Source organism: Vibrio neonatus (assembly GCF_024346975.1).
Taxonomy (GTDB): domain Bacteria; phylum Pseudomonadota; class Gammaproteobacteria; order Enterobacterales; family Vibrionaceae; genus Vibrio; species Vibrio neonatus.
Window position 1 is genome coordinate 1,768,680 of record NZ_AP024885.1, and the last position, 21,550, is coordinate 1,790,229.

Annotated in this window: 26 protein-coding genes; all 26 read right to left on the bottom strand. The window is 39.8% G+C overall.

Annotated elements, in window-relative coordinates; translation table 11 throughout:
• Nucleotides 1-750, bottom strand: a complete 750-nt coding sequence (locus OCU38_RS08145) for a heme ABC transporter permease (protein ID WP_152819698.1) — start codon at nt 748-750, stop codon at nt 1-3.
• A 27-nt stretch (nt 751-777) separates the two neighbouring features.
• Complete coding sequence (gene ccmB / locus OCU38_RS08150) at nt 778-1,446, bottom strand: heme exporter protein CcmB (protein ID WP_261822686.1); 669 nt, start codon at nt 1,444-1,446, stop codon at nt 778-780.
• Nucleotides 1,446-2,063, bottom strand: coding sequence for a cytochrome c biogenesis heme-transporting ATPase CcmA (gene ccmA / locus OCU38_RS08155; protein ID WP_152819697.1), 618 nt, complete (start codon nt 2,061-2,063; stop codon nt 1,446-1,448). Before ccmA ends, ccmB begins: the two co-directional genes overlap by 1 nt.
• Nucleotides 2,064-2,334: 271 nt before the next feature.
• Nucleotides 2,335-3,237, bottom strand: coding sequence for a LysR family transcriptional regulator (locus OCU38_RS08160; RefSeq protein WP_261822687.1), 903 nt, complete (start codon nt 3,235-3,237; stop codon nt 2,335-2,337).
• Between the two features lie 254 nt (nt 3,238-3,491).
• A complete protein-coding gene (locus OCU38_RS08165; RefSeq protein WP_261822688.1) occupies nt 3,492-4,952 on the bottom strand; it encodes an O-antigen ligase family protein in 1,461 nt (486 codons plus the stop codon).
• Nucleotides 4,953-5,063: 111 nt separating this feature from the next.
• Complete coding sequence (locus OCU38_RS08170) at nt 5,064-5,705, bottom strand: OmpA family protein (RefSeq protein WP_261822689.1); 642 nt, start codon at nt 5,703-5,705, stop codon at nt 5,064-5,066.
• A gap of 7 nt (nt 5,706-5,712) precedes the next feature.
• Nucleotides 5,713-7,218 (bottom strand): TadE/TadG family type IV pilus assembly protein, encoded by a 1,506-nt coding sequence (locus tag OCU38_RS08175; protein ID WP_261822690.1) that lies wholly within the window; start codon nt 7,216-7,218, stop codon nt 5,713-5,715.
• A gap of 16 nt (nt 7,219-7,234) precedes the next feature.
• Entirely contained in the window at nt 7,235-7,768 is a 534-nt protein-coding gene (gene tadF / locus OCU38_RS08180; RefSeq protein WP_261822691.1) for a tight adherence pilus pseudopilin TadF, read from the bottom strand.
• Nucleotides 7,755-8,228, bottom strand: coding sequence for a TadE/TadG family type IV pilus assembly protein (locus tag OCU38_RS08185; protein ID WP_261822692.1), 474 nt, complete (start codon nt 8,226-8,228; stop codon nt 7,755-7,757). Before OCU38_RS08185 ends, tadF begins: the two co-directional genes overlap by 14 nt.
• A gap of 13 nt (nt 8,229-8,241) precedes the next feature.
• The gene (locus tag OCU38_RS08190; protein ID WP_261822693.1) at nt 8,242-9,306 is read right to left on the bottom strand and encodes an SPOR domain-containing protein; all 1,065 of its coding nucleotides are present in this window, start codon (nt 9,304-9,306) and stop codon (nt 8,242-8,244) included.
• 1 nt (nt 9,307) lies between these two features.
• Nucleotides 9,308-10,150: a type II secretion system F family protein gene (locus tag OCU38_RS08195; protein ID WP_261822694.1), complete on the bottom strand. Its 843-nt coding sequence runs from the start codon at nt 10,148-10,150 to the stop codon at nt 9,308-9,310.
• A complete protein-coding gene (locus tag OCU38_RS08200; RefSeq protein WP_261822695.1) occupies nt 10,150-11,061 on the bottom strand; it encodes a type II secretion system F family protein in 912 nt (303 codons plus the stop codon). The genes OCU38_RS08195 and OCU38_RS08200 overlap by 1 nt, the downstream gene beginning before the upstream one ends.
• A complete protein-coding gene (locus OCU38_RS08205; protein WP_261822696.1) occupies nt 11,058-12,341 on the bottom strand; it encodes a CpaF family protein in 1,284 nt (427 codons plus the stop codon). Before OCU38_RS08205 ends, OCU38_RS08200 begins: the two co-directional genes overlap by 4 nt.
• Nucleotides 12,338-13,606 carry an AAA family ATPase gene (locus tag OCU38_RS08210; RefSeq protein WP_261822697.1) on the bottom strand — a complete coding sequence of 423 codons (1,269 nt, stop codon included), beginning with the start codon at nt 13,604-13,606 and terminating at the stop codon, nt 12,338-12,340. Before OCU38_RS08210 ends, OCU38_RS08205 begins: the two co-directional genes overlap by 4 nt.
• Nucleotides 13,606-14,064 (bottom strand): hypothetical protein, encoded by a 459-nt coding sequence (locus OCU38_RS08215; protein ID WP_261822698.1) that lies wholly within the window; start codon nt 14,062-14,064, stop codon nt 13,606-13,608. The genes OCU38_RS08210 and OCU38_RS08215 overlap by 1 nt, the downstream gene beginning before the upstream one ends.
• Nucleotides 14,061-15,380: a type II and III secretion system protein family protein gene (locus tag OCU38_RS08220; RefSeq protein ID WP_261822699.1), complete on the bottom strand. Its 1,320-nt coding sequence runs from the start codon at nt 15,378-15,380 to the stop codon at nt 14,061-14,063. The genes OCU38_RS08215 and OCU38_RS08220 overlap by 4 nt, the downstream gene beginning before the upstream one ends.
• Nucleotides 15,380-16,243, bottom strand: coding sequence for an RcpC/CpaB family pilus assembly protein (locus OCU38_RS08225; RefSeq protein WP_261822700.1), 864 nt, complete (start codon nt 16,241-16,243; stop codon nt 15,380-15,382). Before OCU38_RS08225 ends, OCU38_RS08220 begins: the two co-directional genes overlap by 1 nt.
• A gap of 12 nt (nt 16,244-16,255) precedes the next feature.
• Complete coding sequence (locus OCU38_RS08230; RefSeq protein ID WP_390625218.1) at nt 16,256-16,693, bottom strand: prepilin peptidase; 438 nt, start codon at nt 16,691-16,693, stop codon at nt 16,256-16,258.
• Nucleotides 16,694-16,708: 15 nt separating this feature from the next.
• A complete protein-coding gene (locus tag OCU38_RS08235) occupies nt 16,709-16,888 on the bottom strand; it encodes a Flp family type IVb pilin (protein ID WP_261822702.1) in 180 nt (59 codons plus the stop codon).
• A 323-nt stretch (nt 16,889-17,211) separates the two neighbouring features.
• The gene (locus OCU38_RS08240; RefSeq protein ID WP_261822703.1) at nt 17,212-17,394 is read right to left on the bottom strand and encodes a Flp family type IVb pilin; all 183 of its coding nucleotides are present in this window, start codon (nt 17,392-17,394) and stop codon (nt 17,212-17,214) included.
• Between the two features lie 146 nt (nt 17,395-17,540).
• Nucleotides 17,541-18,290 (bottom strand): DUF4344 domain-containing metallopeptidase, encoded by a 750-nt coding sequence (locus OCU38_RS08245; RefSeq protein WP_261822704.1) that lies wholly within the window; start codon nt 18,288-18,290, stop codon nt 17,541-17,543.
• 80 nt (nt 18,291-18,370) lie between these two features.
• Nucleotides 18,371-18,655, bottom strand: a complete 285-nt coding sequence (locus tag OCU38_RS17125) for a ParE family toxin-like protein (RefSeq protein WP_449357034.1) — start codon at nt 18,653-18,655, stop codon at nt 18,371-18,373.
• Complete coding sequence (locus tag OCU38_RS08250; RefSeq protein WP_261822705.1) at nt 18,652-19,533, bottom strand: viperin family antiviral radical SAM protein; 882 nt, start codon at nt 19,531-19,533, stop codon at nt 18,652-18,654. The genes OCU38_RS17125 and OCU38_RS08250 overlap by 4 nt, the downstream gene beginning before the upstream one ends.
• A gap of 63 nt (nt 19,534-19,596) precedes the next feature.
• A complete protein-coding gene (locus OCU38_RS08255; protein WP_261822706.1) occupies nt 19,597-20,298 on the bottom strand; it encodes a hypothetical protein in 702 nt (233 codons plus the stop codon).
• The gene (locus OCU38_RS08260) at nt 20,289-20,642 is read right to left on the bottom strand and encodes a hypothetical protein (RefSeq protein ID WP_261822707.1); all 354 of its coding nucleotides are present in this window, start codon (nt 20,640-20,642) and stop codon (nt 20,289-20,291) included. Before OCU38_RS08260 ends, OCU38_RS08255 begins: the two co-directional genes overlap by 10 nt.
• Complete coding sequence (locus tag OCU38_RS08265; RefSeq protein WP_261822708.1) at nt 20,639-21,124, bottom strand: hypothetical protein; 486 nt, start codon at nt 21,122-21,124, stop codon at nt 20,639-20,641. Before OCU38_RS08265 ends, OCU38_RS08260 begins: the two co-directional genes overlap by 4 nt.
• Nucleotides 21,125-21,550: the final 426 nt, after the last annotated feature.

A 21,550-nucleotide genomic window follows, 5' to 3' on the forward strand; every position in this document is an offset into this window, starting at 1 on the left:
TTACCCTTTGCTGAAAGTACGTTTAGCGAGTTCCTGCACCCAAGGTCTATGACCCTCTTTTTGCAAAATCGCGGTTCTAAAACGAATCATGGTCACTGAGCCTAAGAAGAAGGCAAAGCCGAAAATATTAAGCAGTAAAGGCCACAACATATCGTTAGAAATAGAAGGTTTAGCAAACTTGGTGATCGTTGCGCCTTGATGAAGGGTATTCCACCATTCAACAGAAAAATGAATAATTGGTAAATTGATCACGCCAACAACCGCTAAAATACCCGCTGCTTTGGCGGCCGTTTTTTGGTCATCAAAGGCATGATATAGGCCAATAACACCCAGATAGAGGAACAGCAATACTAGCTCAGACGTTAAACGTGCATCCCAAACCCACCAAGTTCCCCACATTGGTTTGCCCCATATCGCGCCTGTTACTAGCGCGATAAAGGTAAACACCGCGCCAATTGGTGCCATTGCCAGAGCGGCTAAACTCGCCAACCTTAATTGCCAAACCAACCCGATGAAAGCAGCAATGGCCATTCCCATGTACGCTCCCATCGACCAAATCGCCGACGGCACATGAATATAAATGATTCTAAAGCTATCCCCTTGTTGGTAATCACTGGGCGCAAATGCCAAACCCCATACACTGCCACAGGCAAGGAGAATTAAAGCTAAAGCTGTAAACCACGGTTGCAACTTGCCACAAAGATTGTAAGTTGCTTCAGATTTTGCGTAAGGATGGAGCCACTTCCACATGTTTTTTACTCTCAGAGAAAATTAAAGTTAATTTACCGACACGCGCAATGCCGCGCTAGTTGCAAAAGGCGTTAATGTTATAGAACCAGCCAAAATAGAAGCCATAATGGCAAGTTGACCATTATACGAACCTCCCATACCCGCCGCATCAATCGCTGATGTGGCAAAGATAAGTACCGGAATATACAAAGGTAAGATCAGAAGGCTCAGTAGCACGCCACCTTTTTGGAGCCCTACTGTAAGCGCAACACCAATCGCGCCAAGAAAGCTTAATGTGGGCGTACCAAGTAATAAGGTAATAACCACGGCAGTCCAAGAATCCCAGCTAAGGCTTAATAGTATTGCCAGTAATGGGCTAATCAGAATAAGAGGTAAGCCAGTCAGAATCCAATGCGCAATGACTTTTGAAATCACCACTAAAGGCAATGGTAGCGGCATCAGCATCAGTTGTTCAAGAGCGCCATCTTGATAATCATCACGAAACAATCGCTCCAATGACAACAATGCAGCTAACAGCGCAGCAACCCACACCACCCCAGGCGCAATTCGCGCTAAAAGGTTTGGCTCAGGCCCAATACCTAAAGGAAATAAAGTAATGACTATGATAAAAAACCACAGCGGGTTAAAGATGTCTGCTCGGCGTCTGAATGCGATGAGCAACTCACGACGGATGATCGCCCACATATGACTTAACATTAATGCCCCAGCCTTATTTTACGAAGCGTAGCGCAATTTTCGAACATATCTTGATGGGTAGTTAACAACACCATGCCTCCTTGCTCTGTATGCTGTAAAAACAGTTGTTCAAGGACTTTAACACCTTGTTTGTCGATTGCGGTCAATGGTTCATCTAAAATCCACAGCGGATGTTTACTCAACCACAGCCTTGCTAGCGCCACCCGTCTTTGCTGACCTGCCGACAATTGCGCCACTGGCACATCTTCTCGACCGGCTAAACCTACTTTGGTTAACGCTTGCCAAACTTCATCATGGGTATAGGACTGCCCACTAATGTTAAGATAAAAAGACAAGTTTTCGAATGCACTAAGGTCTCTTTTAATGCCGGTTTGATGGCCTAAAAATAACAAGTCTTGATGAAAGCTGTCTCTATCTGAAAAAATGGACTGTTGCTTCCATTCAATCTCTCCAGACTCTTTGTCGCCAAGCCCGGCAATGATACGTAATAACGTCGTTTTGCCAGTACCATTGCGCCCTTCAACTTGCACAAGATCGCCTGCCTGCATAGTAAAAGACAGGTTTTCAAACAAAATTCTTTCATCTCTAATTGCAGATAGTTCCGTAACTTGTAGCATCAACAAATTCATCTATGAAAAAGAGTCAATATACTATCACAAGCTGTTAACTCCCATACAGCCTAAGCGATTAAGTTATAAGCGAAATCGCCTAATTTCAGTAACAAGCTAGTAATGATTTGAAGCGCATCAAGTTTCTGACTCAGCAACCTAGATTCTCCCCTTATACACTTGCTAAATCACAGTTTATAGGTATTTAAACGCAACAAAGCCTAGTAAATACTAGGCTTTGATTAATATGAGCGCGATAAGTGGTAAAAAAACACTCAATTTACGCGCTTTCTAACACTCTGGTGACCGTATTAGTTTGAGTTTTCTGCTGCAGAGATTGACTAATCCATTTGCAGAAAGGCGCGGTGCGCGTATCAAGGTGCCAGCTTAACACCAATCCTTTTTTCACCTTTGGCAATAAGCGCGAAGAGACCACTCGCAACTCTTCGTACATAGGCAACACTGTCAGTGCATTGTGCGGAATACAGGCGATGTTTGAACCCGACTCGCACATTTTAAACAAGGTATTAATGTCATCAATGCGCCAAACTGAGGCAATCTCAGTAATAGATTTTAATGACTCTGTTTCAAATTGAGGCGGTATCAAGTAGCGATAAGTGCTCAATTCAAACAACTGCTCTGCCGAGTTAATGCGCTGAATCGCATCTTCTTTGGCAATCCACACATTCTCAACCGTGCCGATACTTTCCGTATGATACTCAGATGCTGGTAAAAAGGCATCATTTCCGCCAATCACTATGTCCAAATCTTTAGCCAACAATAAGTCATTTAATGACTGACTATCGCGATAAACTAAATGGACTTCGACTGATGAAAAAGTAACTTCAAATTGTTGAATCAATCGAGTGGTGTTTTTAGGGCAAAGCAAAGGGTCAATACCAATATTGATCCTCTGTTTTTGGTTGGTTTTTAGTTGCTCGGCGTGTAACACAAAGCGTGAATATTGCGCTTTAACCATACGCGCTTGTTTTAACAAAGCATGACCATTGTCATTCAGGGAAATAAAGCGTCCACGACGATCAAATAACTCATAACCAAGATCTATCTCTAAGTTATGAATAAGTTGGCTGACCGCCGATTGACTCTTGCCTAATTTTTTTGCAGCAATACTGAACGAATTATGTTCGGCTGCTAATATGAAAGCTTCAATTGCTTCAATCATGATGTTCCCATATCCAAATATTTATAATTCTTCAAATATCTCTAGTAACTAGCTATCGATTTTTGACTGACTTTTATTATTTTTACTGGATGCATTAATATGCACCAGAATTATTAATGGGTGAAATAATCCATCGGTTATACAGTGTTTTGATGCATATTTCTATTGCATGATTGTTAAGAAAATCAATAATTTGACGCATGACAAATTGTTTTGATTAATATTGTCGACTGAGCCATTAAATTTACTGCAACCTAGTGCTTATTAGTGGGTATTGTGTTGACATTCCTTATGTCTGGGCAGTTATTTGCTAGCCAGAATTGTGGTACTAAAGTTTCTTGCTTTAGATCAAGATAGAAGTTATTTTTCACTCTATCTGATACCTTGTATGAAATACATACAATAGTAAGTATAGAAGCAACCACTAATAAAGCATGAATCCATTTACTATGTATTTTAGTTGAAGTCAATTTGGTTCGACCACAAAACCAACCTGTAAACATACAGGCGAGTAATAAGCTAAAGGGTGAATCTAGAACATTTGATACTAAGCTCAATGCTAAACCTGAAAGCACAGATAAACCTATCACTCGATATCGTCTATTTGTCTCATTAAATACTTGTTTCAACAAAATCAAAGTTAAGGTGATATAACAAAGTGTAGGAATAACACCCCAATTTAATAACACACTAATTATTGAATTATGAGGTCTGATCTCAAGTATAGAAGTACAAAAATAGCCATCCCCACCGAGTCCCCAAAATCGATACATGCCGATAGCATTGCGCCATACCTGCAAGCGATCATTGGTTGTATCTCGCATATCTAATAATGAAGGTGTAGCTTCTCCATGCATCAAATAACTCGGTAATGGCGTTAAGAAAATAACAGCAACCAATAACCCAAGTAGTAATGAGACTAGTGAGACCTTAGCTATCTTCCATCTTTGAGATCGATCTACCATCATCCATAAAACGATTCCACCGAATGAAGCAATCGCTAGTCCTCTAGCGTCTAACGCAAACATCATGGCAAAATTCAAAATCGGTAATAAATAGCTAACGCGTTTGTTTGATACCAGTGCAATGTATAACGATGGGATAATCAGCCATATTTGAACTTGATTAAGAAACCTTGGGTTCACATAGCTAAGAATCATAAAAATAGTGGTGCCTTCACCGTAAAAAGTAGCAACTGTGTATCCAACAAATACCGAAAGGAAACAAAGGACTATAATCCAAGAAAAGAGTCTAAAGGTTTTGGACGATGGCCTTTCTAAGGCAAAAGTTACAATCAAAAAACACAAACCGATGAAATAGAAATAAAGCGGAATCGCCTTGTGCGGAAATAAACCGAACAGATCGGCAAAAAACGCAAAACCAAAAAATATCACTACGAGACTTTTTACTAAATAACTGCTACTTGCAAATCGTCCTACCAACCTCTCTCTCAAGGTATGGCTGAATACTAGACTCAAGGCAACAAAGACTAAAATAGCACATAAAAACAATCGCTTATAATCGTACATAAGCACCTGCTGATCAGGTAGCACATACAAATTGAAGCTAAATAGAGCGACGATAACGAGAATAATGGTGCTTAAAGCATATCGTTGTTTTAAAAAGTGCATAGAATAAAATTTTACTTTAGTAGAAAGAAAAACAAGTGTCTCTAGGTTAACTAGAGACACTTGTTTGAATAAAAACTGTGGCATACGATCAACTAACCGTCTTTGAACTACTAATTAGTGGATACCTTACAAAATGATAATAGACTGACTCGTAACCTAACTCCAGTTTATACTAATATATTGAAAACATGCAGGTTAAGATGATTCAGCCACAACAATTTCGACGCGTCGATTGGTTGCACGCCCTTGCTCGGTTTGATTGTCTCGCAGTGGTTTATTGAATCCTTCCGAGTGTGGTTGCAGCACCTCTTTTTCCACTCCAGATTCAACAAGAAACACTTTGCTCGACATGGCTCTATGCTTACCTAGTTCTTGATTATAGCTTTCAGAGCCAACATTATCGGTATGCCCCACTACATTAAGTTTTGGTACTTCATTTAATGACTGCATGCGCTTAGCTAAAGCAGTAAGTGTTAATTTAGACGCTTGTGTTAAATCACTATTATCAAAATTAAAATACACTCTGGCTATGACGCCTTCTGTATCAATAGAAAGCACATCTTGCTGACTTAAAAACTCTAGGCAATCATCACCAAGGCTTACTTGGGTCGTTTTTAAATTCGCTTTTTGTTGCTCAGTCAATGCCGGTTGAATTTGATAATGCTGCGCCCTGTTTCCGGCAACCGCGTTTGCCTGACCAATATTCACTGAATGTTTAATCAACATATGCTCTGTTGCGCAAAGCTGTTCAATTTTGTCATTCATTTCATTGGCCGCAATAGCGGGCATTGAAGCGATAGTTAAGCACGCAATAAAAGGGGCGAAAGAAAATTTCATAGTGCTCCTAGAGATTTTTATCATATAAACGAGAAACTCCATTGGTAGCGGCACCTTTTTGGATCAGTTCTTGGATTTTTTCGAGTAGCTTTTTGCTGTCATCTACATCGATAATTTCGTCTGCACAATCTTCAAAAGTCTTTTCAGCCGAGGCTTCAAAATCAATGCCGATCACACCAATATAAGGAAGACGATCATGATCTTCAAAATGTTTACGGATCTTGTCACAGAGCCCAGCATTAACCAACTCAGAAAAAGTTTGTGTAAAAGGTTTCTCTTCACCATCACTCAATATTAGTAACATCTGTGCTCTTTTGTAATAATCTTCTAGGGCCTCTTCATTTTCCACCGTCGGTCTACCGTCAGCAAGTAACTGTGCTCCGCGAATCAGGCCCTGGTACACAGATGTCCAACCACTGGCCTCCATATTCTGTATATTAGGTGCCTCAAGGGATAGAGGTAGGGTATAAAAACCAGAGTTAGTATTACAAAATCCAGTATCATACAGTTCTGTGCCGTTGCTGTTAGATCTAGGATGCAGATTCAAGTTTTCTGTCTTACTAATACGCCAATTTGCTACCGTTTTCTTAATATCAACATAGGATTTTGGATCTGGATAGCGGTAATAATCAGTCTTAATATTTTCAGCCTCTATTTCATATTTAGATTCATAGAACACATCTCGAATGATTGCCGCCTGACGCTGAGCATCCTCTTGAGTCAGGTAACTCGGGCACTTGGAGCCGGAACTATAGCACTTAGTTACATCATTCCATGAATGTGCCCCCCATTGAACCCAATTTATATCTCCGTACGGAACAGAAACACCATTAACCGATTTAGTCACATACTCAAGTTCAGTTACACAGCGCATCTGATCATTGAGCTTTTCTTGGGTACGCATGTTAAAAGGTACAAATCCAATTCGATGTGCATAACCAGCGTTAGTAGCACCACTAGACAAAAGGTCTTTGGATATAATACCAACTTGCTCCTTCAAATGGTCAATGCGATATTTGTCACCCCACTTATTCACGGCCATAGACCCAGAAAAATCAGCAACAAACACAAGGTCTAAATCCGATGGCAACATATAAGTTCGCGCCATAGCATCATTACCAACTTTATAAGATGAACTGTCTGACGAGCTATCAATAAAGCCCATTTGTCGTTCAAAGCCCACATCGGCACCCACTTCATACTGCACATAATAAAGTTGGTTGCCATCGATCTCTTCTTTCCCTTCGGTGCGAGTTACCTGAACATCACCAATATCTATATTAGGCAGATAATTTTCAAGATACTTACGCGCAAGTTCATCTGACACATGCTGTTCATCACTGTTAGCAATCGCAACGGCTAGCGTCGCGGCTTCAGTGGCATCAGCTAATCGATCTCGCTCTTGGATCATTCGACCGCCTTCAATGGTCAATTGCGCCATACCGCCAATTGCCACCATACTCAAGGCAACAATAATTACCGCGACACCTTTTTGACGCTTAAAATTCTTCATACCCTACCTTCCTTGTTTACCTTCCCGGCAACACCGATGAGCTATTGACATACCTCATACCGGGGAAATATTGAGAGAAACCTTCCATTTTCAAACACACTGTTACTTGATAAATAGGGAAAGTGACACCGTCTTCACGCACTGGGCGCAAATGATCTAATTCTGAAATAGCAGTTTGAGGCATACACTCCTCTCCACTATCTAAATCCTTACTAAAGCTGACTACATTAGGATTACCGTCGGTATAACCCTCTACAGTTAGCCCATATCCATCTTGCTTCTCTGGAGCCTGTCTTCGTAACAAGTCAGCCGCTATATCGTTGATTAAGTCAAAGTCAGCTTGATTAAGACTGTGCCTAGCATCAAAAAAACGAGAACGCTCTTTAGTTGCTGTTGCTAATGAGTAGCTGACACGGCTTGCTTGGGTCTTCGCTGAGATCATTTGCGCCAAATCTGCAATAAAAAACATCATAATGACCAGCACCGTCATGCCAAATACCGCTTCGACGGTAAAACCGCCTTTTTGCTTGTCTTGATTATGCATCTTCATCTTCCCAGCCTTCGTGCTCTTGCACAGTCATAATGCGTCGAGTGATATTAGCCGAGGGAAGCAAGGTATCGAACACAACTGGGCTATAGCGATAAGTCAATTCATAGATGACAATAGGACACCGTTCTCCACATCCTTTTTCGACCGTATCTGAAGCAACATCAGGTAAAGATGCATAGCGGAAAATGGTAAATTCAAAGTTATCAGCGGTAACTAAGCCAATTTGATTCCAAAAAGAATCGTCATCTTCAAAGATTTCTTGTAAACGATCTTCATAAGCCACTTCCAATGTTTGACCATCGAAAATCCGAACTTTTCGGGTGCTTTCAGACAAAGTTGTGTCTGTCATATTCACGGAATAACCAAAACGTGCCATTTCAAACACAGCGAACAATACAAAGAAAAGAGCGAACCCTCCTAAGCCAAATTCAATTGATATCACGCCTTTTTGCTTATTCATTAATGCCAACCACTTATCGAGTTACTTGAATAAAATATTCATGGGGGTTTAATATTTCTTGGTGTTGCTTAGCAAAACTCATCGCTTGTCGATAAGAGGCAAAATTACCACTAAGCAGTCGATACCAAGTTTCAGAGTTTTGCAGCTCTACAGGACGAATAGTAATAGGTAATTGAGTACTCAATAAGCCGTTTCTTTTTTCTAGAGCCTCGGCCATAGTGTCGTATGCACCTAACTGAATGTGATAGGTTCTTTTAGACTTTGAAGCACTCTTTTTTACAGGTTTTTTTTGAGACTTTTGTTCAACAGACTGAGCGGTAAAAAACTCTTCAGCTGAAATGGTGGTGACTTCCACTTCATCGCTAACAACATCATTCTTCAAAGTCACCACAGAGCTATCCGCATTTTCATCAACAGAAGATATATCGGTGAGTAAAGAAGAGTTTTCACCTTGTTCCTCTTTCTTTTGCTTCAACATGCTAATTTCTAAATTGGCATTAATCGTTTCATTGCTCGAATCTTTTTCATAAAGCGGCAGTAAAATATCGATAGCCGATTGGTAATCGCGCTGATAAATGTACACCATGGCGATATTATTTTTAACACTTACATCGTCATAGCCGCGCAATCTTGCCTTATTGAAGCTATCAATTGCCATTGAATACTGTTTAGTTTGCGCAAGAGCAATACCTTGCTGCATATATAGCTCGGCACTGTTTAACCCTTTATCAATAGCTTGCTTATATTTTACTAATGCACTGCTAAAGTCTAGATTGCGAGCCTGAACCTGCCCTTTAATAAAATACGCAGTTGCAGATGGATTTGGTGACAATGACAATACTCGCTGAATATAAAAATCAGCAGATTCAAGGTCGCCGTAACTTAAATATGCCTGCGCTAAATCTTGCTGTGCTTGCCAATCACTTTGATCATCAATCACTTTCTTTTTATAAAACTCAATTAAGCCTGGGTAATTTTGGCTTACAGTAAATTGACTAATTGCCTGCTGATCTGAGACCTTGTTTGTAGTCGTACATCCAGTTACAAACAGAGCTAAAGCAATAATTAAATACTTCATACTAATTACCTGACATCATACGGGATATACCTGGAGCCAAAATCAATATAATAATTGGAAACATAATAAATAAAATTAATGGCGCACTCATTTTTGCGGCTAACTTACCTATTTTCTCTTCCATTATTAATATTTGTTCATTACGAAAGTCTTCCGCTAAATCAGATAATACAGGTGCTACAGATGTACCATATTGAATATTTTGGGTTAACGTCAATGTAAAACTTCGAACTTGAGGAGTAGGAACTCGCCTGCTAAGATCAGACAAAGCAGCCTCCATACCTTTTACTTCCGCTGCATCAGAGGTTTTACGAATTTGATAACAAAGGTCTTTATCAAAACTCTTCAGCTCATTACCTAAATATCTGAATGCAGCCTCTAATGTCATACCTGTTTGTACACATACTGACATCATGTCAATCATATAAGGAAGTTGACGAGAGTTTTTTTCTATTAGTTTTTTCTTTCGCATCGCTAAATAACTATCTGGAATAATAATAACAGTTACAATAGCTATCATAACACTAATTAACATGGATTTTGTTTCATAGACAAATAATAATATACAAATACTTGATAAAATTAATAGACCTATTTTTATTGGTGTATAATAGCGAAGTAACTCACGATTATATATTCCAGCATCTTCAAACTTATCACGCATTTCTCGCTGTTTGATTCTCCCAAAACTACCAATAATCTCATGAAATAAACTAAAATTGATATGCTTCCTATCGTCTAGAAAAGTTTTAACCTTATATTTATTAGCTTTATACTCTAGATAACGAGTAATTCCATACGCTATTATTGCAGATATCAATATAAAAAATGTAATAACTATCATCAACGAATACTCTTAACTAACCACCAAACTAGGAACATACCAACTCCCTCACTTATCAATAAATAATAGAGAATCCAACGTCCATCTGGATGAAATAAAACATAATTAAGATCTTCTGGATTAACCCAATTGAGGAAAATTAAAAAAAGAAACGGAATTGCCCCTACTATTTTTGCTGATATACGAGCTTCAGAAGTCATTGCCATCTTTTTCTTTTCTAGATTGCGGGCTTCTACCAGAACTCGAATCAACTTCCCAAGAACGCTCTTTAGCTGACCACCTCGCTCCATGTTGGCGCGAATGGTAATCACAAAAAACAAAAATGCAGGATAAGGGAAACGCTTACATGAGCGCTCGAAAATAGTTGCAACTTCCTCCCCGAGCCGCATACGATCTGAAATATCTTTAAACTCTCTACCTACATCGTTATCTGATACTTTAGAAACGTAAGCAAAAGCAGCGTTAATACTCTCGCCTGCCGTTACTGCACTCATTAAAATGTTCAACGCATCGGGAAAATCGGTATCAAACGCTTTACGTCTTTTATCAACCAGCGAGCGAATGCCAAAGAACAAACCTAGCACGGTTACAGCAATACAAATTTCAGTTTGTGGAAAGCTCAGCCACTTCTGGTTAACAAACACTGCGGCAGCGTTAATCACCGTAATAAAAACAATAATTTTGGGGATGGGAAACTTACCAAGAGCCGCTGAAATAACATTCCACAAACTAGTTAAACTCTGTAAAAACTGAGACTTAGTCAGTCCTTTGATATCTACGGCAGATACCTCTTTGTTTTTTTTCTGAGTGGCGTGTTCCAAAAATACATAACGGGGGTCAGGTTTGCGCTTAAAATATAGCGCTAAGCCCAGCCCTAACACAGCAATAGTTAAAAACGCCCAACTCATCATACTGGCTCCGCTTCCATCTCGAAGGCAGCTTCTAATTCACGAGATAACCCGTATTCAGAAGCACTAATGTGAATCTGTGAGCGACTCGGCAAGCCAGAGGTGACAAATTGTCCACTTACCTTATCTTTTCCTTGTTCATCATCCGGCGCAAAACGGAAAATTTCTTCCATTACCGGTGCTTCACCTTCCAATCCATACAACTCAGAAATACTGGTGACTTTACGGCTACCATCACGCAAGCGGTTAACCTGAATGATTAAATGCACTGCAGATACAATAGTTCGACGAATAGCCGCAAGAGGCAAAGCAAGGTTTGCCATCATTACCATGGATTCAATTCGAGATAATGCATCACGAGGTGTGTTGGCGTGCAACGTTGACATCGAACCATCGTGACCTGTATTCATAGCTTGGAGCATTTCAAACGCTTCCGCGCCGCGGCACTCGCCAAGGATGATGCGTTCAGGACGCATACGTAGGGCATTTATTACTAAATCACGCTGAGTAATTGCGCCAGAGCCTTCTGTACTGGCCGGGCGAGTTTCTAGGCGCACAACGTGAGGCTGCTGAATACGAAGTTCCGCGGCATCTTCAATGGTTAAAATGCGCTCATCATTACCAATGTATTGAGAAAGAGCATTTAACATGGTGGTTTTTCCTGAGCCTGTACCACCAGAGATAATGATATTTAAACGACACCTAGCTGCGATCATCAATACACGAGCCATAGCAGGAGACATAGCGCCAAAGCCTACTAACTCTCGCAAACCTAATTTCTGCTCTTTAAACTTACGAATCGAGATGGCAACCCCATCTAACGCGATCGGTGGAATCACAACATTTACGCGGCTACCATCAGCAAGACGGGCATCACATAAAGGGCTAGATTCGTCCACGCGGCGACCGACGTTATTGGCGATTCGCTTGGCAATTTCTAACAGCTGTTTATGGTTGATAAACGAAATGTCGGCTTTTTGCGTCTTACCGTTACGCTCAATAAATACCTCATCCACACCATTTACCATAATGTCAGAAATCGATTCGTCTTCCATTAACTGTTGCAATGGCCCTAAGCCAATCAGTTCATCAACCAAATTTTTGGTAAGCTCACTGCGAGTTACTGAGGGCACAGGGACAGGATAGTTTTCGCACAACTTAGCGATAGCTCTTTCTATCTGTTTAGTAAGCTCTTCTCGAGTCATGTCATTGAGAATTCCCGCATCAATGACTTCAAAAATTTTGGCTCTAAATTGTTCGTATAACTCTCGGGTTAAGCTCATTTCTTACCTCGCTTTAAAGAAAACTTGGCAAATAATCCCGATTTTTTATTAGGGTTTTGTCCGTTGATCGCCATCGACAATTGAGTAAATGGCGTTTGCTTACCTTTTTCTAATTGATGCAGTTTTTTTCCATCAATTAGCTGCTTGGATGCTGTTTTGTAGAATGGAATTATTACATCAGCTTTTACCTTCAAAAAGCGTTCAACTTCTTCAAGATTAAGGTTAAACGAACCCTCTGGGCGATGATGATTAACTACCACCATGACACGCGGGCGAACCAGTTGCGGAATGGCAATATCTTTTATCTTATCTAACAGCCTTTGAGTCGCTCGTACGCCAGATACAGAAGGCTCTGTCACCAATACAACGACATCGTTTTCGAACATTAATTTTTGCGGATTTAAAGGAAAATCTAATGAACCAGAAAAATCGCTGATCATAAAGTTAGCTTGACGAGCCAATTTTTCACTGATGATATTGGTGTATTTTTCTAGCTCTTCAATTTTGTCTTTGCCAGTAAAACCAAGGTAAAAGAAATTATGCTCCACTTCATTTAGATAACTGGTAGCTGACTCTTCATCAAGCTTGCTAGGCTCAACAGTAATACTGCTAACATCAACTTGTTCAAGATCTTTTTGACTAAGAATGATGTCTATATTGCTCTGTGTGTAATGATGATCGACCAAGATCGTACGACTGCCTTTTTTAGCCAGTAGCACACTCAGCTCGGTTGCAATAACCGAAGTACCAATACCGCCTTTTGTACCTACTACCGCAACTCGCTTGGCTTTTCGAAAATAGCCACTTTCATAGCGTTTTCTTTCATCAAGGCTGGCTTGCTTTAAACATTCAATCAGCTCAGCTCTATCTACCGGCCATGGCAGATAATAAAAACCGAGTTTTTCAAGTCGGCGTAATACATGAATTGAATCTGTTTGACCCAGTAAAATCACGGTTTTGTTATTCGGCAGTGTGGCATTAATCTCTTGCGCGTCCGCTTCAATATCAACGGACGAAGTTAATTGCACTAGTACTACATCACCTAACGCTTGATCTTTTTCAGGTTGAGGAGTGCCTTTAAAACATTTGGGTTCTTCTAAACCTTCGAAAACATACGCTTCGATAACCGCTTCTTTACATTCGTTATCGGAGAAAAACAGCGTTGCCCCCCCACTTTGCTTCGGCGCAACGCTTTTTGGTGTGGCTGTTTTTTTCTTATCTATATCAAGAGAGAGCTCTTCGGAGAGATCGAACATATTGGCCATTAATTTACTCTCGTACCAGGATTAACAAGTTGAATCGTTCTATTGGTTTCTACCGCGCAACCCGCTTGAGGATGAGGCTTTACGATCGTCAGAGGACGGCAATAATCAACCACTGATTGCCATTGAGAAACAATTAAAGTGAGAGATTGTCCTTGCTGCTGTGAATGACTTTCTATCCAATCAGGGCGAACATGAATTGACTTTAAAAACTGCACAATTTGCTCACCTTGCTGTTGAAACTGTGCTGGCACGTAAAGATCATAACGAACTTGCTTTTCATCAAACTGACTTACAATTTCTTGAATACGCTCGAATTCAATTTTCTGCGCCAAAGATTCAAAACTAAGCTCAAATTTATGTTGCTCTTGGTAGGCGACAGTTTCAGTGCCTCTATGCTGCAGAGCGTGATCCGCACATCCAGCGATAACCAATACAAGTAGTATTAATAAGGGTTTCATTGTGCAAAACCTCCGCTATTAAGAAGCTCTATCAAATTAGAGTCTTGTTGATCTTGCTCAGCAAATTCTTTACTCATACCCATCCAACGGCTTAAGGTGTTGGTTTTATGGATTCTAGGAATAACCAATTCATTCGCTTTGGTCGGCTTAACCAAATTCACTGTGGCGATAATAACCACTTCGGTGGTTTTTCTATTAGTGGTCGCTTTACTAAATAAAGCGCCAAACAGCGGGATATCGCCCAATAAAGGGATTTTCTGTAATGATTCAATGTCTTCGGTATTCATCAAACCACCAATCATAAAGGTTTGACCATCAGCGATTTGAATCGTGGTGTTGGCTTTCCGGGTTGCCAATTGAGGTACTTCTGCTGTGGTCGTTTTGTAGATTTGCTCTACCACACTGACACTTGGCTGTACGCGCAAGCGTATTTCCTGCTCGTTATGCACTTTTGCCGCAATATCTAAGCCAATACCAAACTCTTTAAAACTGATGGTTGTACCATTGGTATCTGAGGTGATCATAGGGATTTCACCACCAACCAAAAAAGAGGCTTCTTGACCAGAGAGTACCGTTAGATTTGGCTCCGCCAATACTTCACCTAAATTATCATTAGCTAATGCAGTAATGGTGGCGGAGATATCTGAAGCAGTAAGGTCGGGGAAAGTAAATACGCCGGGAGATCCGCCAGAAGTCCAATCAATGCCGACTGTTTCACGAAACTCACTGCCTACAGCGGCAATGGTAGTACGTACATTGACCTGAAACGGAGAGCTCATTTCTAAGCCTTCAATCAAGCCATCATAAGTATTGTTTCGATAAAACTCAGTTTGAGGATCGGCCATTGTCAAAGGCGCATCAGTAGTGGGAAAACGTGCCACTGGCTGTTTATCGAGCATGCTAGCAACTAACGCATAAATGCCGTCGCGCTGTTTCTCGGTAAATACGAACCCATTCACCGCAACTTTAGAGCCCATAGAGACCACTTCGATATCCAGTTCTGGATAGCGCTTCTTAATTTCATCACGAACTTTATTGAGGGGCTGGGTGACTTCAACCACTCTTGAGACTACAAGGCGGCCATCGATATCGTAAATCATCAAACGTGTCTGACCGAGGGAACTGCCAAACACTACAATTTGACGCTCGTTGATTACCTTATAATCCGCAATCGTCGGTTGGCTCATAAAAACCGTGCCGATTTGCTGTTTAGTACGCACTGAGCGAGCGTCATTCAGCGGAATCAAATAGGCGAACGCTTGCGTTGAAACAAAGCAAAGCACCAATATCAGTTTGCTACACCATTTATTAAGCATTAGTAAACCTCTACATTGGTGGTCTGAGTTTCTGCGCCGCGCAACTCTCGAATGCCTTGGTAGTTTTCAATCACATCACTCATATTTGCAGGAGGAATTTCTCCTGTTGATTGCGACCGGTAGATTTCCAAGTGCATGGTTCGCTGAGCTAACGAAAGGCGAGAAACGAAATTAGGTTCTATTTCAATGACAACAGTGGTTTTTGAATTTCCTGAGGCGGAAACTCTTGGGCTTAACGAGTTACCACTTTGTTTAGACTGTTCTTTTGAATCAACGGGGTTTTGTTCAAAAGCAAGTACTCGTACGCCACGTTTAATGGTGCGAGCTTTTACCCCCTGAAATTGAGTAATACGTGCGCCTGTATCTGCTAAATTAGTCAATGGTGAGCTTACAGAAATGATGTCAATCATATCGCCAGGACGAATATAGTTATTAATTAAATTTATAGTGGAAATAGGAAGTGGGTATAGAATCATTCCTTCAGAAGCTAAAAGGTCTAAATAACCGGGCTTATCTGGAGCAGTAAACATCTCAGGGAATACATATTCTCCTTTTTCAATTAGATTGTTCGCCCTACTATCTTGCTCTAATTTAAGCTCAACATCGCGATTTACACCGATAGCGTTAGCCTCTTTCTCTGATAAAATAATTCGGTCTAACTGGTTTTCGCTTACAACTCGACCTCGCATTATTTGCTCTTTGCTACGCCAAACAGCAAATTTTATTTCCTTTTTTTCTACTACCTGAGTTTGAGCCTGTCTTTTAGCTTGTGCTTCAGCTCTCGAATTAACATTTTGAAATAATGCAAATAAACCAATGGATATGCATATAAAAGACAGAAAAAAAATAACACGTGAACTCATAATGCGACAACTCTAGACAATAATTAAACCACTCAATATTCCATAAAGGTATATATTAGACCCGGCTAATATTGCTACGCCATAGGGAACACCTCTATCTTTTTTTTCAATAAAAATCAGTCGATATTTAATCCAATATATCAAAGATAAAATTCCACCAAACAATATTATTAAATATAATATTTCATCTAACAGATAAAATGGAAATAAAGGGGCAAGAGCAATAATAAGTTTACTATCACCACCTGCCCAAAATCGCATACTAAACAATAAACTACCAAATATCGAGCAAATGAATATTGACTTAATCATTTCACTAAATAACATCCATTCTCCGCTAATAACTAAATTAGTAATTAATAGCAAAATAATCGAATAGTTATCAATCACTCGGAATCTAATATCAGAAAAAACTATATATAGATTTATTGTTATATAAGCGACTATCAATATAATACCAAATTATTAGGTTGCTGCAGTACTAATGGCTGCGGCTATTGCGTCAAATATTGTCTTAACATTGTCACCAACATTTGTCATTGCAGCACCAACTACAACTGCAATAGCAATAGCAATCAGACCATACTCAATCGCAGTAACACCGCGTTCATCTTTAATAAAACGAGTCAAAAAAGTTTTAAACATGTTCATGTTCCTTATTAAATCATCATGTTAGGGAAATCCCAGAAATCTTGTTCAGAATAAATCGAGCTAGAACAACACCCAAGAGAGACCAAATCGCCACCACAAGCAAAGGAAACAAGCTGTTAACACTTTTATAAAAACTAAAAAACAATAAGCATGTGATAGACATCTAAAAATTGACAAGCATCACAATCTAACTCTTTATCAATAAAGATTAACCTAGCTCTGATAATTAAATTTTTGGGACATTAATCTTGATGTAGTGATGTGTAATCAACATGTAAATTTTCATGATGAAATAACATACATTTTCAGGTGGTTTATTATGCAGATTGAATTGCGATGAGAATGCTACCGTAAAGTGAAGAAAGAGCAGCAATAAAGCCACTTTCTTGATTGCCCATAATCAGAGCAAGTGCGCCAGCGAGTGCAACTCCCATCATTCCATATTCGATGGCAGTTACACCTTGTTGGTCTGCTAGGAATCGTTTAAATAATTCAAACATTAATTAAAAATTAAAGTGGGTGATAGTTTATTTTAAAAAATAAGAAGGACTAAAACAAAATCTTCAAAATAAGCATTGCTTCTTTATAAGGTTACATACAATTAAAAATAACTATTAATATGAATGTGTGACTTACTGAATAAGTATTAATTTTTATCTTCCTTTAAATACTGATGCCAATTAACTCTCAATTGCTGATAGTTTTCTTCACACACCTCTTTTTGCTCAGCAAGATAATCGCCTTCAACCTCATTTAATAAATCTTCATGCGCTTTAGGATCACGGCCATAAACTAAACAAAGCGTGGAAAAGTAACGCTGTAAATCAAAGCTGTGATCACCAACATACTCACCAAAATCATAATATTCACTCCCCTCTTCGGATTCATAGCTAAACATATCCGCCGCATTAATAGCCGCTTGTGCGCCATTCTTTAAATACTCAAGCATGATAATAGTCGCAAGGTTATCAACCGCATCTTCTTCTCGCCCAAGAATAGGGATTTCAATATCGGCAACAAGAGCGTGCCCAGCTTCATGCAATAAGGTATGCATCAAAGTATCTAACACGCCTTGATTAACTTCATCTGCTGGCATGTTTTGAGAAAAGTAGTGCTGCGCTTCAAGGATAAAGCTATAAGGGATAAATAAAGTATGGATACTAGGATCATACAGCGGGCCTTCATCACCACCATAAACCAGCGTCATAGCATTATTAAAAGGAAACACCTCTTCCACCAACGCAGAAAATTGTTGGTTAATGCCGCTCTCTACAATCAACTGGTAAGCCGCTTGCTCATCCTCCCCCTTCGGTGATTGATACTTAAGCTCAACCGACTCACTCGCCAACACAGAAGACGTAACAAAAAGCAATCCAACCAATGCTGTCCTTAGCATATTAACCTCTTGATTTGATAGATAAGTTAAGTTAAGTGTAGTAAAAATCAACTTACAAAAACTGAAAAACACAAACAGACTCATAAAGTACTAATCCAATAGTCAAATTCAGTACGACTCATACAATAGTAAGGGCCTGTGTTCCTGCACGTTCGCTCAACCAATAGACGATATTTTCGATTAATACGGTAGCTCAACCAATTTTTATTTTTTTGCAGCACCTTTGGCCTCATACCCCTCTGAATATCATTCGTTCTTATTCTCGAAACCATACTCTTAGCCATAGTTACTACTCTAGGCTGCCCTTTAGGCGTACTGACTTGAATCGTCACTCCATCGACCACTATTATTTTTTGACGATTCATACCGCCACCAATTCATAACGCTGGGCAAATTTCGCAGCATTAAACCCTGTCTCTGCCAATGCCACCTCAACGTTGCTACTAAGTAAAGGACTGCTTTTAAAATAACCTTGTGCATCATTTCCATTTTGGAAAAACGCGCCGTCAGGACTTAGCATCAGATACGAATTGGTCATTGAATCATTATTTTCGACCGACATGACATCCGCCACCAACTGATGACGTTCAACAAAGGCATCAAAATCTTGATTGCTAATGGTTTGGATAGAGTCGAAGACAGGCAGAACGCGCAACACCTTCCACTTGTCGGGTTGAAGATCACCAATTAAGCTTGTGAAATCTTCTTGGTGATTAAATTGATTCACTACTGTATTGATTTTCAACTCGGTCGTGGGCGAGTAATGCCTCACTTTTTGAAAGATGGACTGTAAACGCTCTGAAGATAAGTTTTGACTCTTAGGGGTAACTCGACCAATTTGTTGCTGCGTCTCAAAATGAGATGAATCATAGCTAATACCTAACAATTGGAGTTTTTGGCTGTGTTCGGCAATAAATTGATCGTCAATTAAATGACCATTGGTGATGATGGATGTCTTAAAACCAAGTTCAACAGCGTAATCAAGTGCATCAATAAAGCGTTGTTTTAAAAGTAAAGGTTCTCCACCAGCAAAATTAAGCCTGACACTGTCATACCGCAGTTCTTGCCAGATAGGGTTCGATGAGAAGAAGTATTGCGCTAACTTTCTCAGTACCGCCTTCATGTCATCTAAGTTGCGATGCAGTTCGTTGGGTTTCGCCCATTTTGCGTAACAATAATGGCAATCGTAATTGCATTTTTCGGTGATGTGATAATTGATAACTAACTGATTTGCTTGGTTCATAACACTACTCCTTTAGGTCTGTAGAAGTAGTGTTAATCTGTGCAGTGCACAAAAAAGCGTTTTTTAGTCCGGTAATGAATTTAGTAGCGTATTAAAGCTTTCTCCATCTTTATATTCTTGGCGAACTTGCTGTGCCAAATTGGCTAACAATATGTCACTTTGCAACAATGCCGAATCTATCTGCTCTACCAGTTCAAAAGCCGTCGATAAATCTTGCTCCAACCAACAAAGTAACACCTTGTCTTTGTATGAGAGTGATAAGCGTTGTGCTCGGAGTAATTGATACAGCAACCCTATATTTTGCAAAGCCATATCCATTTGTGGCAATCGCTGTGCGGAAAACGGGCACGTTAAACGGATGTCTCGTAAATTAAACGACGTATCTTTCAGCTGAGTAATAAATTCTCGCGCTACCTGCGATAGCAATGCGGGCGCTTCTACGGCTTGCGCTTTGAGTAGAATCTCCTCACACAAAACAACGCTCTCGGCTCTAACGGCTGCTTGTTCAAAAATGGCTTTAACAAACTTTGTATCGTTAAAAAATCCATCCAACACTAGCGCGTTAAACAAGCAATCTACCGCTTTAGATTTTAATAGCTTCTTACCCCGCTTTCCCATGCTATCGTCGCTAAACCCATCACTGACTATCAATGAGGATGGGATAACTTGGTTGCGTAAAAAACTATTGGCTTTGGACCGCAGTGACTCACTCCCTTCTATACCAAATAGATCTTTCACAGCTTGATTGGTTGTGACTAACGGCATACGGCGTGCTCTATCACCCTAGCTTCGGAAAACGCACGTTCGACGCTGACCGAGGCAATGATTTCTGCCGAACGATAAACCGAAGGTGAACGAGGGTAAGCGCATTGACTATTGGCATGCATTATCGCACCAAGGCAGTAACCAGCGCGAAAGCTCTCTTCTTTTGAAGTAGTCAGAAAAGCGCCAAATCGTGAGTCATCTCTTTTGTTATAGAGTTCTGTATACTCCTGACAAGCAGAAATAAGAAACTCTACGCTGCCCGGTTTAGCATCCGAATGCATAAGTGCATAGCTAGGGCGGGCAAAAATGAAAAGAAACGCCGTTAGATAATGTATTGGCTTCATTCTGCCGCTCCCTTCACATTCACTGTTGCTGTGTTGTCATCGTTTTGTGAGTCAATTCGGTGATAGCTATAGGTAAACGTCGCCGCTATCAAGATATATGAGATTAAATCCAAAAATGGCACCCTAGCTAAATCATCCCAATTCAAGCGAGGCTCTATTTTTATGCAAAACAGAAGTAAAACAGATAGCAGCAACATTAAGTGAGCTTGGTGAACAAATGGAGTAATGACTTTTCTTATCACTGATGTATTGACCCGTGAACAGAGCTTTATGTATTTATAAGTAATCACAACCAAAAATACGATGTACGCCGTTTCTATTAAATCAAGCTCACCCAGTGAATACGAATATTCGAACATTTCGAGTGGAACGAGTAAATAGCTATAAATACCTATCAGAAACATGGTCATTAGCCATAACCATTTAAAAATGACTTTGATTCCATGCCACACACTTAAAGCTGTGCTTTTTTCTGTTTTCATTGTTTAGCCAATATCCTTATTTCCAATACCTTTGATTCTTCTGAGCTCTTCGACAACGACTTATCACTCTTTATGCGAGAGCATGTCTATTTAGAATTCATACGATAATCTGTTATCAAAATTACGATGGTGCCCTATCGATTAACTTATCATCATGATACGTAACCCAAACCAATCCTAAGACTAAAGTTGAAATCTGCGCAGTTAAACACAAATGAAGAAAACAACCTCAATAGAACTTACATTTCAATTAGTTACAGATCTATTCTAACATTCTAAATGAAGTCATAAACCTAAGTTTCAATAGAATTAATCTAACCATCTCTAATTTTCAGCCAGATAACTCTTCAATCCCATCAAGGTGCGGCACTTTGTATATCAAAGACTAATCACTATTTAGTCTGAATGTGTCCATTATATCACCGC